This is a genomic window from Rhodococcus sp. BL-253-APC-6A1W (assembly GCF_012843405.1).
Lineage (GTDB): Bacteria > Actinomycetota > Actinomycetes > Mycobacteriales > Mycobacteriaceae > Rhodococcus.
In genome coordinates this window covers 46,324-61,656 of record NZ_JABAFB010000007.1, presented here as the reverse complement: position 1 = coordinate 61,656, position 15,333 = coordinate 46,324, and the positions used below count along the sequence as shown (strand labels likewise).

10 protein-coding genes are annotated in these 15,333 nt (G+C 68.6%); 5 read left to right on the top strand and 5 right to left on the bottom strand.

Annotated elements, in window-relative coordinates:
• Nucleotides 1-12: 12 nt before the first annotated feature.
• The 4 genes from HF877_RS12365 (at nucleotide 13) to HF877_RS12350 (ending at nucleotide 4,600) form a co-directional block, all read left to right on the top strand.
• Complete coding sequence (locus HF877_RS12365; RefSeq protein ID WP_169621476.1) at nucleotides 13-1,155, top strand: DUF2786 domain-containing protein; 1,143 nt, start codon at nucleotides 13-15, stop codon at nucleotides 1,153-1,155.
• A gap of 113 nt (nucleotides 1,156-1,268) precedes the next feature.
• Entirely contained in the window at nucleotides 1,269-2,423 is a 1,155-nt protein-coding gene (locus HF877_RS12360; RefSeq protein WP_206037044.1) for an FAD-dependent oxidoreductase, read from the top strand.
• Nucleotides 2,420-3,301: an RNA polymerase sigma-70 factor gene (locus HF877_RS12355; RefSeq protein ID WP_169621475.1), complete on the top strand. Its 882-nt coding sequence runs from the start codon at nucleotides 2,420-2,422 to the stop codon at nucleotides 3,299-3,301. Before HF877_RS12360 ends, HF877_RS12355 begins: the two co-directional genes overlap by 4 nt.
• A gap of 12 nt (nucleotides 3,302-3,313) precedes the next feature.
• Nucleotides 3,314-4,600 carry an aminodeoxychorismate synthase component I gene (locus HF877_RS12350; protein WP_169621474.1) on the top strand — a complete coding sequence of 429 codons (1,287 nt, stop codon included), beginning with the start codon at nucleotides 3,314-3,316 and terminating at the stop codon, nucleotides 4,598-4,600.
• Here the strand turns inward: HF877_RS12350 and HF877_RS12345 are convergent.
• The 3 genes from HF877_RS12345 to rsmI form a co-directional block, all read right to left on the bottom strand.
• Nucleotides 4,545-8,516 (bottom strand): WD40 repeat domain-containing protein, encoded by a 3,972-nt coding sequence (locus HF877_RS12345; protein ID WP_169621473.1) that lies wholly within the window; start codon nucleotides 8,514-8,516, stop codon nucleotides 4,545-4,547. The two genes, HF877_RS12350 and HF877_RS12345, sit on opposite strands and share 56 nt — an antisense overlap.
• A gap of 262 nt (nucleotides 8,517-8,778) precedes the next feature.
• Complete coding sequence (locus HF877_RS12340) at nucleotides 8,779-10,179, bottom strand: sodium:alanine symporter family protein (protein WP_169621472.1); 1,401 nt, start codon at nucleotides 10,177-10,179, stop codon at nucleotides 8,779-8,781.
• Nucleotides 10,180-10,242: 63 nt separating this feature from the next.
• A complete protein-coding gene (rsmI, locus tag HF877_RS12335; protein ID WP_169621471.1) occupies nucleotides 10,243-11,109 on the bottom strand; it encodes a 16S rRNA (cytidine(1402)-2'-O)-methyltransferase in 867 nt (288 codons plus the stop codon).
• Between the two features lie 23 nt (nucleotides 11,110-11,132).
• Here rsmI and HF877_RS12330 point away from each other — a divergent pair, with 23 nt between their 5' ends.
• The gene (locus HF877_RS12330; RefSeq protein ID WP_296550996.1) at nucleotides 11,133-12,686 is read left to right on the top strand and encodes a phospholipid carrier-dependent glycosyltransferase; all 1,554 of its coding nucleotides are present in this window, start codon (nucleotides 11,133-11,135) and stop codon (nucleotides 12,684-12,686) included.
• Between the two features lie 6 nt (nucleotides 12,687-12,692).
• Here HF877_RS12330 and HF877_RS12325 read toward each other — a convergent pair whose 3' ends face one another.
• Together HF877_RS12325 and HF877_RS12320 are read right to left on the bottom strand one after the other, a co-directional pair.
• Nucleotides 12,693-13,502, bottom strand: coding sequence for a hypothetical protein (locus tag HF877_RS12325; protein WP_206037043.1), 810 nt, complete (start codon nucleotides 13,500-13,502; stop codon nucleotides 12,693-12,695).
• Between the two features lie 144 nt (nucleotides 13,503-13,646).
• Nucleotides 13,647-15,251: a BCCT family transporter gene (locus HF877_RS12320; RefSeq protein ID WP_169621469.1), complete on the bottom strand. Its 1,605-nt coding sequence runs from the start codon at nucleotides 15,249-15,251 to the stop codon at nucleotides 13,647-13,649.
• Nucleotides 15,252-15,333 lie beyond the last annotated feature (82 nt).

Sequence of the window (15,333 nt, the reverse complement as noted above, 5' to 3'; positions counted from 1 at the left end):
CACACTCCGCTCATGCGGAGCGATAGAACATACATTCGAACAGACGAGCTGCACGCCGAGGTGCTCCTCGCCGAACTCGGGGATGTCTACGAGCGCGGCTGGCAACCCGCCGACATACTGCACCTGACCGCGAGGTCGGGCGACGACACCGACATCCCGCTCGCCGCGCTCACCGTGCTCTTCGATGCGCGCCGTAACCGGGCCGCCGAACGCGCTCCCGACGACTGGGTACGGCAAGTGCAGGCCATCGCCGAACGGCACCCGGTGCCCGCCCGGCTCGCCGCGCTCTCGCCCGACCTCGGGACGGGCCTGCGATACGCATGTCCCGAGATCTCCCGCTACCAGGTCGACGGGCTGGCCTTCACCTGGAAGTACCTACCGGCGTTCACCCGGCTCGATGCCCCACCCTCGCAGTGGCCACCCCTGCGCACTCCCGGCGACACCACAGAGGCCGCACCCGATCCACGCGTGCTCGACCGCATCCGCGGTCTGCTGTCGAAAGCGGAATCCACCGACTTCCCCGACGAGGCCGAGGCGCTCACTGCGAAAGCGCAGGAACTCGTGACGCGGTACGCGCTCGGCTCCGCACTGCTCACCGGTACCACTCGTCTCACCGATCCCGTGCGCGGCCGGCGTCTCCACCTCGACGGCCCGTATATCAAAGAGAAGGTGCTGCTGCTCACCGCGATCGGCGACGCCAATCGGGTCCGCACCGTGTGGTTCACCCGCGTGCAGATCGCGACCGTCGTCGGCACCGTGGCAGATCTTGCACAGGTCGAACTTCTCTTCACCTCACTCCTCGTACAGGCGACCCGCGCTCTCGGTGCCGCCGGAACCGCCGGCCGGCGCGGCGGGTCGGCAACGGCGTTCCGCCGCGCGTTCCTCACCGGCTACGCGAAGCGGGTCGGCGAGAGGCTGCGCGAGGCCGACGCTCGGGCCACGGCGGGTGCCGCCGCCGACGCGCACGTCCCGGTGACCTCCCTCGCGCCGATCCTGGCGCGCCGCTCGGAAGCGGTGGACACCGAGTTCCGGCGTCTCTTCCCCACTACCCGGGCGTCCCGAAGCCGCGGGATCGACGCCGACGGTTTCCACGCGGGGCGCGACGCGGCCGAGTCCGCGTCCCTCGAGGCCTGGCAGCACCGCATCGGGCGGTGACCCCGTCACCTTCCAGAGCCCGCGTGCGTAGCGATTCGCGATCGGATGTCACACACGGCGCTCCACCGGTGTCCCATCGGTGACACATCCGAACCGAGTGAAGGGCGATCGAGATGACAACGCAATTCGACGTGGTGGTGGTCGGCGCGGGGTACGCGGGCGTCACGGCGGCAAATCGGCTGGCACGCCACCCCGAGGTGGCAGTGACCGTGGTGAATCCGCGGCCGGTGTTCGTCGAACGAACCCGACTGCACCAGGTGGCCGCCGGTTCGGGGTCTGCCACCCACAACCTCGCCGACCTGCTGCATCCACGCGCCTCGCTGCGAGTGGCTACGGCGGAACGGATCGAGCCCGACGCGGTAACGCTCACCGACGGCACGGCACTACGGTGCGACGTCGTCGTGTACGCCGTCGGAAGCGGCCCGGCAACGAGCGCCGTGCCCGGGATGGAAAGAGCGTTCTCCGTCTCCGACCTCGAATCTGCGACAGCGCTGCACACCGCGCTCGCCGAACTTCCCGCCCACGCGCCGGTTGTGGTCGTGGGTGGGGGCTTCACCGGCATCGAAGTCGCCGCCGAACTCGCGTCCGAACATCCCGGGGCCGACTACAGCCTCGTCGGTGATCCGGGCGCGGGCTTCCCGGACGGCACCCGGCAGTACGTGAACCGCACATTGGACAGCTTCGGTATCGACGTGCGGCCGCGCGTGCACACGACGCGCCTGACCGAGGACGCGGTACTCCTCGACGACGGCACCGCGATCCCCGCTGCGCTCGTCGTCTGGGCCGGCGGATTCTCGGTTCCCGACCTCGCCCGTCGCAGCGGGCTGCCGGTGGACGCCTCCGGCAGGCTGCGCGTCGACGCCGGCCTGCAGTCGGCGGACGGCACCGCCGTGGTGGGTGTCGGCGACGCAGTGACCGTCGCGGGCCGGGGCCATATCCGGATGAGCTGCCAGGCCGCGATGCCGCTCGGCGCGCACGGTGCCGACACCGTCTGGGAGATCCTGCAAGGCCGCTCGCCCTCGCCGCTGTCGCTGAGGTTCGTCGCCCAATGTCTCTCGCTCGGACGCGGCCGCGGCGCGGTGCAGTTCACCGCACGTGACGACAGCCCCTCCGCGTTCTCGCTGCGTGGCCGGGCCGTCGCACCGGTGAAGGAATCGATATTGCGTGGGACGATCCTGTCGATGCGACGACAGGCTCGGGGCCGCGACCTCCGATCAGGGGAAGGTCAGGGCGGCGGCCTCATTCGACCCGCGAGGAGTGCGCAGTGACGGCCGTGGACGTCTTCACCGAACACCGGGGGTTGTTGTTCTCGATCGCGTACGAGATCACCGGGAGCGTCGCCGACAGTGAAGACGTCCTCCAGGACAGTTTCATGCGCTGGGCCGGCACCGATCGGGCCGCGGTCGACAACCCGCGTGCATACGCGGCGCAGATCGTGACCCGGCAGGCGCTCAACAGTCTGCGCTCGGCGCGGCGTCGCCGCGAGGAATACGTGGGCCCGTGGCTTCCCGAGCCTGTGCTCACAGTGCCGGATGCCTCCGGGGCGATCGAACTCGCCGAGTCGGTGTCGCTGGCGATGCTGTTGGTCCTGGAAACGTTGAGTCCGCTCGAACGTGCAGTGTTCGTGATGCGTGAGGTGTTCGGATTCGACCACGTCCAGATCGCCGAGACCGTCGACCGCCGCGAGGACACCGTGCGACAGATTGCCCACCGAGCGCGCGAACACGTCCGTGCGCGCCGCCGTCGGTTCACCCCCGCGGGCGAGGAGGCGAACCGGGTGGTCGTCGAATTCCTGGCCGCCGCCACCACCGGCAACGTCGACACCCTGTTGCAACTGCTGGCACCCGACGTCGTGTACATCGCGGACGGAGGAGGCAAGGCCACCGCAGCCAGGGTTCCGGTGATCGGCGCGGCCCGAGTGGCGCGGCTGTTCGGCGGGCTCGTGCGGCACCCGCTGCCGGACATGAGAATCGAGGCCGTCCCGGTCGGCAGCATGCCGGGACTGCTCGTGTACTCAGGTGAAAAACTCGATCTCGTCCTCCAGTTCGAGATCGACAACGACCTGATCACGGGCGTGTACGTGGTACGCAACCCCGACAAGCTCGCGCATCTCGGGGCTCACCCGGGGGCTGCCGGGGCGATCTGACAAGCTCGAGCCATGCGGATGGAACGGCTCGGGCGCGGTGGCACTCCCGCTCAGGTTCTCGCCTCCCTCGCGGAACGCGCGCGGAACCTCGGGGTGCCGCCTCCCGCGGCGGTGACGGGCGACTGGTTCGGCTCGGCCGCCCTGATCGCACCGTCCCTGGCCACCGGCGCGGTCGACCCGTCCGACGCCTTCGCGTGCCCGGATATCCGGGAGGCGCGTACGCCCGGGGGCCCGGCCGTCGGCGGCGGCTGGATCGGTTATCTCGCCTACCCGGACGGGTCTGCGTCCGGTCCGTCGCCGGAACACTCCGGGCTGCCCGCCGCGGCGGGTGGCTGGACCGACACCGTGCTCAGGCTCGATGCCGACGGGTGCTGGTGGTACGAGACCCTCGGTGCTGCTCCGTGCCCGTCCGACCTGGCTGCCGCCGTCGTGGAACCCCGGGTCCGGGAGAGGTTCTGGCACATCGATTGGTCGCCGCCGCACCGCGAGACGCACCGACGCGGTGTGGAGCAGTGCCTCGACGCGATCCGCGCCGGCGAGGTGTACCAGGCGTGCGTCTGCACGCGCTTCACCGGTACGTGGACCGGAGACCCGTTGGCGTTCTTCACCGCCGCAGTCGCGCGGACCGCACCCGCGCGTGCCGCATACCTGCAAGGACCATGGGGCGCCGTCGCGTCGCTCTCGCCCGAACTGTTCGTCTCCCGTCACGGCGACGCCCTGCGCTCGAGCCCCATCAAGGGCACGCTCCCGCTGTCCGCCGACCCGGCACTGCTGCGGGCATCGGTCAAGGACGTGGCGGAGAACATCATGATCGTCGACCTGGTTCGCAACGACCTGGGCCGGGTCGCGGAGACCGGCAGTGTCACCGTCGAAGAACTACTCGCGGTCCGGCCGGCGCCCGGGGTGTGGCACCTGGTCTCGACGGTGGCGGCCCGGTCGCGGCCCGGCGTCACCACCGCGGATCTTCTCGAGGCGGCGTTCCCGCCGGCGTCGGTCACCGGATGTCCCAAGATCCGCGCTCGTGACCTGCTCCGGCAGTGGGAACCGCACTCCCGCGGCGTCTACTGCGGCACCGTCGGCATGTCGAGTCCGCTCGCCGGCACCGAATTGAACGTCGCGATCCGGACCGTGGAATTCGGCGCGGGAACCTGCGTGCTCGGCGTCGGCGGCGGGATCACGATCGATTCGGACCCCGACGCCGAATGGCAGGAATGCCTCGACAAGGCGGCGAGCATCCTCGCGCTCAGCACACCTCGCGAGCGGGTGCGGGCAGATCGAACCGCGGCAGGATGTCGCTGACCCGTCCGGACGTAGAGCGGCAGACCCGCTGCGCGACAGCGGCCGCGTCGAGATTCCACATCCGGAGCACCCCGTCGCCGCCCGCTGCCACAACCGTTCCGTTGGGCCGGAACACCACCTGCCAGCGTCCGACCCCGGTGTCGGTGATCGGGCCACCGACCTCCCGCATGCCCTCCGCGTCGGACACGTCCCACAACCGGATCGTCCCGTCGTCGCTGCCGCTGATCGCTTTGGTGCCGTCACGGGTGATCGATACCGAGTACACGGTGCCGGTGTGGCCGCGAAGCGCTTGGGGTCGCGCGGTGAAGTTTCCGGCGACGTCCCGATCCCACATCAGAACTCCGTGATCGTCGCTGCCGGTGACCAGCACGTCCCCTTCACGCCCGAATGCCGCGGCGTTGACTCCGGCATCGTGCCCGCCGGACACCGTGGTGGGGATGGGAGCCCGCGGGTCGGCGATATCCCACGCGTAGATGCTGCTGTCCGCGCTCGCTACGACGAGGCTCCGGCCGTCCGGGCTGATCACGGCGGTACGGACCAGATTCTCGGGACCGGTGAGCGGATCTCCCCACGGCACCGGCGCTGCGGGGTCGGCGATGTCCCACAACTGCACCGAGAAGTCGTCGGCACCGGTCACCAGAGTCGCGCCGTCCGGTGAGAACGCGAGAGACGAGGTGAACCGGGTGCCCAGCGGAACAGGATCGGCAAACGGTCGCGGGTCGGCGGGATCGCGGACATCCCAGAGTTGGACGCTCCCGCCGGAGGTGGGTGCCGTCGCGAGAACGGTGCCGGAGGGCGACAACGCGCACACGTAGGCACCGCCGAGCGGGCGGGGCAGGGTCACGCCTCCCGCGCGGTCCCAGTCTCCGGCATCGTCGACTCGCCACAACGACACCGTCGGGCCGTAGCTGCCGGTGGCGACGAGATCCCCGGCGCGGCTGACGGATGGCTTGGTCAATGCCGCATCGACGACGGAGATCCGTGTGTGCGGCATCGTCCAGACACGCAGATTGGCGTCCTGACCTCCGGTGATCACCGTGTCTCCGTCCGGAGTGATCGCGAGGGTGGCGACACCGCCGCCGTGACCGGTCAGCGCGGGACTGATTTCGTCGAGGTACCGCTCCTCGGGGTCGATGTCCCAGAGTTTCGCGGTGCCGTCCCAGGACGCACTGGCCAGCGTCCGGCCGTCCGGAAGGAACGCGATACTCCAGACACCGCCGGTGTGGGCGCGCACAGGAACCCCGACGGGATACGGGGCCCTCGGATCGCTGGTGTCGAACAGGCGCAACACGCCGTCGTCGCTGCTGGCCGCGAGGGTCCTGCCGTCGCCGCTGAACCCGACCGAGTGCGCGACGTCCTCGAATCCCCGCAGCGGCTCGCCCAGGGGAACCGGTGCTGCCCGGTCGGTGACGTCCCAGAGCCGCACGGTGCGATCGTCGCTGGATGTGGCCATCACGGCCCCGTCCGGCCGGAAGGCGACGGTCCGCACCGCGCCCTCGTGGCCGCGGACCGACGCCACCGGAAAACGCCCCGACGTCGGATCGGACGTGTCGAGGAGCGCGACCGTACCGTCGTCGTAGGGCACGGCGAGCACACGGCCCGACGGTCCGTACCTCACGTTGTGGACGGCGCCCGAGGCGAAGGTCTCCTGGTCCAGCACCGGCCTCGGTGCGGCGTGATCGGAGATATCGAAGATCCACACCGCACCGTCGCCGCCGCCCGCGGCGAGGTATCGGCCGTCCGGACTGAAGGACACCGACGCCATGTACTTCGAGGACAGCTGGAGCGGATCGCCGATCACCGCCGGCCCGGAGTCCTCCCCGAGCGACCAGAGACGGACGGTACCGTCGTCGCTCGCCGAGGCGAGCACCGAACCGTCCAGGGAGACGGCGGTGCTGTACACCGGCCCGGTATGCCCCCTGAGGGTGTTGGCGAGGGGAACCCCCTGGGTCGCGATGAGCCGCGAATACGCCACGTCGCTGTCGGGCCGCAGGTGAGCGGCCGCCAGCGCGAGGTGTGACGACGTGGTCGGGTCCTCGTCACGCATGGAGTCGGACAACGCGATGATCTGCTGGAACTGCGCGGTGCTGCGTTCCGCCTCCGCGCGCCCCTTCGCCACCCAGGCGACCCCGCTCATCACCAGCGCGACCAGCGCCGCGAGTGCCAGAACCGCGATGATGGCGCGTCGCCTTCTACCCAGCCAGGCGATCTGTCTCCTCGACGCATCGAGGAACTCCACGGCGTTCGGACTGAGTGCGACCACGTCGTCCGTGCGCGGCGCAGACCCCGGGTCGCCGAGACTGGGATTCTGTTCGGCCACGACGTCCATACGCCCGCGCTGATAGAGAAGCCCCTTGTTGCGACCGCTCTCGATCCAGGTCACGGCGTCGGCTTCGATCCTCTGCCGCAGCGCGGCATCGGCCCGGTCGTCCTGGATCCAGGATTTCAGGCGCGGCCACGCGTCGATCACCGCGTCGTGGATGAGTTCGACGCTTCCGGCATCCGCGACCAGCACGCGAGCAGACACGAAATGGTCGACGACGCGCGCCGCGGCGTCGCGGTTGCCACCCGCGACCGCAAGTAGTTCGGGCAGCGGGCGGGCGATCTTGACGTCGGTGCCCGTCGCCGTCACGTACACGAGGTGCACGAGCATGGCCCGGGCCAGCGCACGATCGGCTTCGTCGAGTTTCTCCCACGCACGTTCCGCACTCGCGGCGATGGAACCGCGTACACCGCCCGTCGCGCGATACGCCGCGACCGTCAGGGCCCCGCCGGAGCGTTTGTCCCACAGGGTGTCGAGCAGGTGCGAGAGCAACGGCAGTTCCTTGCCGCTGATCTCGCCGTCCGCCAGACCCCCGAGATCGTGCAGGATCAGCTCGACGAGGCCCGCCTCGAGTCGCACGCCCACCATCCGTGCGGGCACGGTGATGACTTCGACCAGGTCGGAGCGTTCGAGAGGCTGCACGGTCTTGGTGCGACGTTCGAGTGCGCGGGCAAGAACAGGGCAGGTGACGGCCTTGTCGTAGAAATCCGACCGCATCGTCGCGACGACGATGGCCGGGGCGTCACCGACGTGTCCGGTCGCGGCGATCTCGAGCAGTCGCAGGAACTCGGTGCGCTCGGCAGGGTCGGTGCACTGGGTGAACAGCTCTTCGATCTGGTCGACGACGATGAGCAGCGTGGACGCCGACATCCGCGCGAGTTCGGCGCGCAACGCCGCTTGCACGGCGGCGGGGTCGGTGCGGTCCTCGACCTCGGCGAGTCCCGGGAGCAGTTCCGTCAGCCGTGCGACGGGGTGGGTGCCCGGGGTCAGGACCAGTGATCGGCAGTCCGATCCTCCGCAGATCTGCGGGATCACGCCCGCACGCACGAGCGAGGACTTGCCGACGCCCGACGCGCCGGTGACGATGACCGGGCCCTGACCGTGCGCCGCGGTCACGACGTCGGCGAGTGCCCGCACGCTCTGGGTGCGGCCGAAGAACAGCCGGGCGTCCTTCTCCTGATACGACGCGAGCCCTTTGTAGGGGCGCATGCCCTGCGGCACCGACGGCGGCGTTTTCTCGGCGCGGGGTGCGCCGGACTGTCCCCGGGCGTTGGTCCACCAGGACTCCCACTGTTTCAGTGAGTACAACCCGGTGACGGGTGGCTCGGAGTTGAGGTCGCGAGCCGCGCGGATGAGGACGACCAGTACCGGGTGGACCGATTCGAAACTGGCGGGTAACCGGTTCCCGCTCCGCCAGTCGCTCACGCGCTGAACGGACACGACGCGGTCGGTGCCCATCGCTCTGGCCACCGCAGCAGCTTCCGACACGACCTTCTTCAGTGCGGGACGGCCGGCAGCGGCGAACAGCATGCGGAGTTGGTCGGCGAAGAACTGCCGCTGGGCTGCGCCAGGTTTTCGGCTGGTCTCCGACATCTTTTCCGCGCCCTTTCACCTCCCGTTTCCTCGCGGATCGGGTCCCATCTGTCCGCTGCGGAATAATTCCTCACCGCAGCTGAGCTGGGATGATACCCGTTCCGCGCGGTTGGGCCTTTGTACGACCCGCCGGGAGGCGGGCAAAGTGGATGCCACGCAAGGGGTCGCTCCCTTGCCGGGTGGGGTGGGGCCTCCGCGCTGATAGGGGCTGATGAGGGGTAGTCCCGGTCCGCGCGGAGGAAACCCCCCGAGGACACGCCGGTTACGCGCTGTCCGGCTTCTCGAGTGTTCGGTTCTCTCCGAGCAGATACGGATCGCGGTCGAGGTAGGCCTTCGTCTCCCGCGCGATCATCCCGGACAGGACCAGCAGTCCGATCAGGTTCGGCAGGGCCATGAGCCCGTTCATCACGTCGGAGAAGTTCCACACCACCTCGAGTTCGGTGGTCGCGCCGATGAACACCACCACCACGAAGACGGCGCGGTACGGCAGCACGCCCCGCGAACCCACGAGACGTTCGAGGCACCGCTCCCCGTAGTACGACCAACCGAGAATCGTCGAGAACGCGAAGAACACCACCGAGACGGCGACGATCCAGCCGCCCCACTCACCGCCGAGGCCGGTTTCGAACGCCGTGGACGTCATGGTCGAGCCGCGCTCTCCGGTGGTCCACGCGCCGGTCGTGATGATGACCATGCCGGTGAAGGTGACGACGACGATCGTGTCGATGAAGGTCTGCGTCATGGACACGAGACCCTGGCGCACGGGATGCGTGGTCTGGGCTGCGGCGGCCGCGATCGCCGCACTGCCCATCCCCGACTCGTTCGAGAAGATGCCGCGGGCGACGCCGTAGCGCAGAGCGACCATGAACACCGAGCCGATGAACCCGCCGGTGGCGGCGGTGCCGGTGAACGCGTCGGAGAAGACGAGAGCGAACGCCGACGGAAGCTCGCCGATGTTGATCGCCAGCACGAGGATGCCGGCGCCGACGTACAGAACGATCATCGCCGGCACGAAACCGGCGGTCACCTTGCCGATCGACTTGATGCCGCCGAGCAGCACCGCACCCGCGAGCACCGCCATCACGACACCACTGGTCCACGTGGGTACGCCGAACGTGTCGTCGAGCTGGGTGGCGACGGTGTTCGCCTGCGTCATGTTGCCGATTCCGAAGCTCGCCAGGACCGCGAACACCGCGAACATCAGACTGAGGATCAGGCCGAATCGGTTCGGAATCGCTCGCGCGAGGTAGTGCTGCGGTCCGCCGTTCTGTTCACCCCTGGCGTCCACGCGGCGGTACTTCACGCCGAGGAACGCTTCGGAGTACTTGCTGGCCATACCGACAAGGCCGGTGATCCACATCCAGAACAGGGCGCCCGGCCCGCCGAAGTAGATCGCGGTCGCCACACCGGCGATGTTGCCGACGCCGACCGTGGCCGCCAGGGCGGTGGTCAAGGCCTGGTACTGCGAGATGTCGCCTTCCGTGGCACCGGGATCGTGCCGGGTGATCAGTCCCAGCCGCAATGCGGGCCACAGCTTCCGGAACTGCACACCGCGCAGGCGGATGGTCAGCACCAGACCGGTGCCCAACAGAAGCGGAATCAGCAGGAACGGACCCCAGACCACCTCCGCTGTCTTGACGAAAAAGTCGTTCAGCGCGTTCATCTACTCCCCTGGTCCTCGATTCGACCGGGAAAGTGTAGGCCCACCCGCCGGGGTTGCCTCGTCTCAGGTGCGTCGCGCGTCGAGCACGGCGTCGTACAGTTCCCGCTTCGACACCCTGGTCCCCGCCACCTCGGCGCAGGCTTCCTTCAGTCGCATTCCGTCCGCGACGAGGCGTTCCACCTCGTCGACGAGGTCCTCGGGGTCGGTGTGCACGGGCGCGGCGCCTTCGAGCACGACCGTGATCTCACCGCGCGCACCTTCGACGGCCCAGTCGGCCAGTTCCGCCAAGGTCCCCCGCCGGACTTCCTCGTACGTCTTGGTCAGCTCACGGCAGACCGCCGCGCGCCGTTCCCCGCCCAGCACCTCGACCGCGTCGGCCAGACATGCGGCAAGCCGGTGCGGCGCCTCGAAGAAGACCACGGCACGGGCTTCGGTGGCGAGGGAGGCCAGCCAGGCACGGCGTTGTCCTGGTTTACGCGGTGGGAAGCCGTCGAAGCAGAACCGTTCGACCGGCAGCCCCGACAGTGCGAGCGCTGTCGTCACCGCGGACGGGCCCGGCAGGCACGTGACCGGCAGGCCCGCCTCGACGCAGGCCGCCACGAGCCGGTATCCGGGGTCGCTGACCGACGGCATGCCGGCATCGGTGACCAGAAGCACCGTCAGACCGGCTTCCACATCCGCGACCAGGCCCGGCAGTCGCGACACCTCGACCTGGTCGTAGAAACTGACCACCCGGCCCGTGATGGCGACACCGAGCGCGGCGGCAAGGGAACGGGTGCGGCGTGTGTCCTCGGCCGCGATGACGTCGGCGGTACCGAGGGCGTCGCAGAGTCGTTTCGATGCGTCCCCGATCTGGCCCATCGGTGTGGCTGCCAGCACGAGTCGTCCCTGTCCGGAGCTCTCGGCCTTCGCCGGATTTACTGCCTGCATGGGGTTCAGCCTACGATCGGGACGTGACCGTGACGGACCACCGCCCTTCCCCGGCCCCGGACCGTCGCCTCCTCAGCCCCGGGCCGCTCGTCCCGCCACCCGACCCCGGACCCACCGACCGGGCACGCGGATGGATAGTCACGGCGTTCGTCACCGCGCTCGCGGCGATCACCCGGTTCACCATGCTCCACTACCCGACCGACGCGAAGACACCCGTCTTCGACGAGAAGCATTACGCGCCGCAGGGGTGGCAGGTGCTCACCGGCGGGTGGATCGAAGACAACCCCGGTTACGGCCTGGTGGTGCATCCCCCGGTCGGAAAACAGCTGATCGCGGTGGGCGAAGCGCTGTTCGGCTACAACGGGTGGGGCTGGCGTTTCTCGTCGGCGGTCGCCGGTGTGGTGCTCGTCCTGCTGGTGGTGCGCATCGTGCGCCGCATGACCCGCTCGACGATGCTCGGCGGTGTCGCGGGGCTGCTCCTGGTCGTCGACGGCGTCACGTTCGTGTCGTCACGACTGGGAATGCTCGACATCTTCCAGGCGGTATTCGTCGTTGCCGCGTTCGGTTGCCTGATCGTCGATCGCGACGACATCCGGGCCCGCATCAGGCGCGTGCAGGCGGAGGGCCGGATCGGCGACAGCGCGTGGGGACCTCGGTTCGGGGTGCGGTGGTGGCGGTTCGGGGCCGGCGTGATGCTGGGGCTCGCGATCGGCACCAAGTGGTCCGGCCTGTACTTCATCGCGTTCTTCGGGCTGATGTCCGTGGCGTTCGACCTTGCCGCACGCCGTTCCTACGGGGTGCGCCGTCCCTGGATCGGGACGGCGCTGCGCGACATCCCGCCCGCTCTGTACGCGCTGGTGGTGGTGCCCCTGCTCGTGTACCTGTCGACCTACTGGTCGTGGTTCGCGAGCGAAACCGGCGTCGACCGGCACGCGGTCGGCAACCAGATCGGCCACGACAGCGCGTTCTGGTTCGTACCCGACGCGGTGCGGTCGCTGTGGTACTACAGCGCCAACGTTCTCCAGTTCCACTCCGGCCTAACGAATTCGGCGGGCAACCAGCATCCGTGGGAGTCGAAGCCGTGGACGTGGCCGATGGGCCTGCGTCCGATGCTGTACTACTTCGCCGACGGTGAGAACGTCTCCGGCTGCGGTGCCGAGCAGTGCGTCAAAGCGGTGATGCTGATCGGTACCCCGGCGTTGTGGTGGGTGTCGCTGCCCGTTCTCGGCTGGGGACTGTGGCAGATGTTCATCCGCCGCGACTGGCGCTGGGCAGCCGTCCTCACCGGGTACGGCGCCGGTCTGCTGCCGTGGTTCGCCTCGCTCGACCGTCAGATGTACTACTTCTACGCGGTCCCGATGGCGCCCTTCCTCGCGATGGCGGTGGCTCTCACCCTCGGCGACATCCTCGGGGGCCGGCACGCCTCACCGAAACGGCGCACCCTCGGCCTGCTGGCGGTGTGCCTCTACCTCGGGTTGGTGGTCGCGAACTTCGTGTGGTTGTGGCCCATCCTCACGGCCGTGCCCATCTCGATCGAGCAATGGAACTCGCAGCTGTGGTTGCCCAGCTGGCGCTGACCGGGATCATGACGGTGGTTCGTCCAGGACCGTCTCTTCGATGTCGGGATCGATGACATCGGGGTCCATGAGGTCGGGATCCATGAGGTCCGAGTCGACCTCGCCGATGTAACGCATCCCGTCGAATCGGCGCGCGAACCGCGCATCCACGGTGCCGAGGAAGACCTTCAGCATTTCGAGAAGGTCGTTCAAGTGGCGGGGAACGAACGGATCGCCGAGCATGTCGACCGTCGCGACCAGCCGATCCTCCACCAGCACCACCTTGATGTGAGGCCAGTCCCGGTTGAGATCGACGAGGGCGTCGGCCGCACCGGACCGTTCGGCGATACCGTGCAGCAGCGGCGCCCACAACTGGACGCGGTGCGCGGGACGGTCGACGACGACGAACACGGCGTGCGAGTCGAGGACGAGCACGAAGTCACCGTCGGCGTCCACCGGCGCCGGGCGGCCCAGACGACGAGACAACGTGTCCTTCACCCGGTCGCGCAGGGCGCCGTCGGCGAGCGCGTCATCGGTGTGCAGGAAGATCGGATGCACCACGTTGCGGTGGCCTCGCAGCACGGACACGACGTGACGAGCGAGTTCGTCGGCGTGTGCCACCGAGCGAGTGACGGTATCGGCACCGGCGACAGCGACCTGCACACGACCGTCGGGCATCGGCTGGATCCGCGCGTAGGTCGCCGGTCCGTGCGCGGTGTCCATGCTGATTCCGATGGACCCGGTGCCGGCCAGAGCAACTATGCGGTCGGCCAGGTTCTCACCGAACCGGTTCCAGTCCCGGTCCAGGACCTCATCGAAACGGTCGTTCTCGGTCACGCGCACTCCTCTCGAAGAGCAAAGGCGGGCAGCGGTCACGGTACTGCGGGTCACGGACATGCCCGTGCAGGCGCGCGGATGATCTTGCAACTCGTTACTGCCGTCCGGTGCGCGGGACGGCAGTCGTTGTTCGGGGCGGAGCAGTCAGTCGATCTGGCGCAACGTGTGCCGTCGCGCCCGTTCACCCACGATGAGCGGATCGGTGGACAGGTCGCGATACAGGCACACGCACAAACCGATCATGACCACCACGAACGGCACCGCCGCGATGATGGTCATCGTCTGGAGCGCGTTGAGAGCATCGGCGCCTCCGGTCCACAGCAGCAGCGCCGCGACGCCACCGGTGAGTGCACCCCAGAAGGCGACTATCCAGGGACTCGGCCGCAAGGTGCCGCGTTGGGTGAGACTGCCCATCACCATCGATGCCGCGTCCGCGCCGGAGACGAAGAAGATGGACACGAGCACCATGACGACGACGGTGGAGACACCTACCAGCGGAAGGTTGCCGAGCATGCCGAACAACTGTCCTTCCACGTTCTCCGCTCCCGCGACGTCGAGTCCGTCCTCCTGCTGACTGATCGCCGCGCCTCCGAAGACCGCGAACCACAGCAGACTCACGACGCTCGGGACGAGCATCACGCCGACCACGAATTCGCGGATGGTCCGGCCGCGGCTGATGCGGGCGAGGAACATCCCGACGAAGGGCGCCCACGACACCCACCACGCCCAATAGAAGATCGTCCAGCTCGACAGCCACTCCCCGGCCGGGCCGTTGGATGCGGCGGTCCGGGCCGACATCTGGGCGAAGTCTGCCGCATACGCCCCGAGGGTCGTCGGGATCAGATTGAGGATGAACACGGTCGGCCCGAACACGAAGACGAACAGCGCGAGGACGACCGCGAGGACCATGTTGATGTTCGACAACCACTGGATGCCCTTGGCGACTCCGGATACCGCCGAGGCGATGAAGGCCAGGGTCAGGATCGCGACGATCCCGACGAGCAGGGCAACGCCGGCCGTCTCGAGCCAGCCGGTGACCTCGAACCCCGACCCGATCTGCAACGCGCCGAGACCGAGCGACGCCGCGGTACCGAAAAGGGTCGCGTACAGGGCGAGGATGTCGATGAATTTCCCGAGCGGACCTTCCGCGCGATGACCCAGAAGAGGAATGAACGCAGCACTGATCAGCTGCTTGCGACCTCTCCGGAACGTTCCGTATGCGATGGCCAGCCCGACCACCGCATAGATCGCCCACGGGTGCAGGCCCCAGTGGAACATCGAGGTCGCCATTGCGGTGCCGGTGCCACCGACGGTGCCCGGTGGCTCGTCGATGTAGTGGCTCAGTGGCTCACCGACGCCGAAGAACATCAAGCCGATGCCCATGCCCGCACTGAACATCATGGCGATCCAGCTGACGGTGCGGAACTCGGGCGTCTCCCCGTCTTTGCCGAGGGGAATCCGGCCGTACTTGCTGAGCGCGAGCCACAGGACGAAGAACACGAACCCGCTCGCCGCGAGCACGAACAGCCAGCCCAGCTCGACGACGATCCAGTCGAGGGTGTTGCCGGTGATCGTGTCGAAGCTCTCGGTGTCCAGCAACCCCCACAGCACAATGGCCACTACCAGGCCGGCGGCGACTCCGAATATGACGCGGTCGGTTCGCGGCCGATCTCGGACCTCGGCAGAGGAAGTACCGACGCCCGGGTCCGGGGATTCTTCGGACACGCGCCGGTCGTGACGCAGACTCATTCGTCAAACCTTGCAATGTCCGCCGGGTTACGAGGCCTCTTTCGAAGAACTGTTCGGTACCGCAACACTCGAAACACGCTGA

What these genes read in the sequence shown, in the direction of transcription:
- HF877_RS12340 (WP_169621472.1), bottom strand. Translation starts at nt 10,179, where the DNA reads ATGAACGCGCTGAACGACTTTTTCGTCAAGACAGCGGAGGTGGTCTGG.
- HF877_RS12360 (WP_206037044.1), top strand. Translation starts at nt 1,269, where the DNA reads ATGACAACGCAATTCGACGTGGTGGTGGTCGGCGCGGGGTACGCGGGC.
- HF877_RS12350 (WP_169621474.1), top strand. Translation starts at nt 3,314, where the DNA reads ATGCGGATGGAACGGCTCGGGCGCGGTGGCACTCCCGCTCAGGTTCTC.
- HF877_RS12365 (WP_169621476.1), top strand. Translation starts at nt 13, where the DNA reads ATGCGGAGCGATAGAACATACATTCGAACAGACGAGCTGCACGCCGAG.
- rsmI (WP_169621471.1), bottom strand. Translation starts at nt 11,109, where the DNA reads ATGCAGGCAGTAAATCCGGCGAAGGCCGAGAGCTCCGGACAGGGACGA.
- HF877_RS12320 (WP_169621469.1), bottom strand. Translation starts at nt 15,251, where the DNA reads ATGAGTCTGCGTCACGACCGGCGCGTGTCCGAAGAATCCCCGGACCCG.
- HF877_RS12345 (WP_169621473.1), bottom strand. Translation starts at nt 8,516, where the DNA reads ATGTCGGAGACCAGCCGAAAACCTGGCGCAGCCCAGCGGCAGTTCTTC.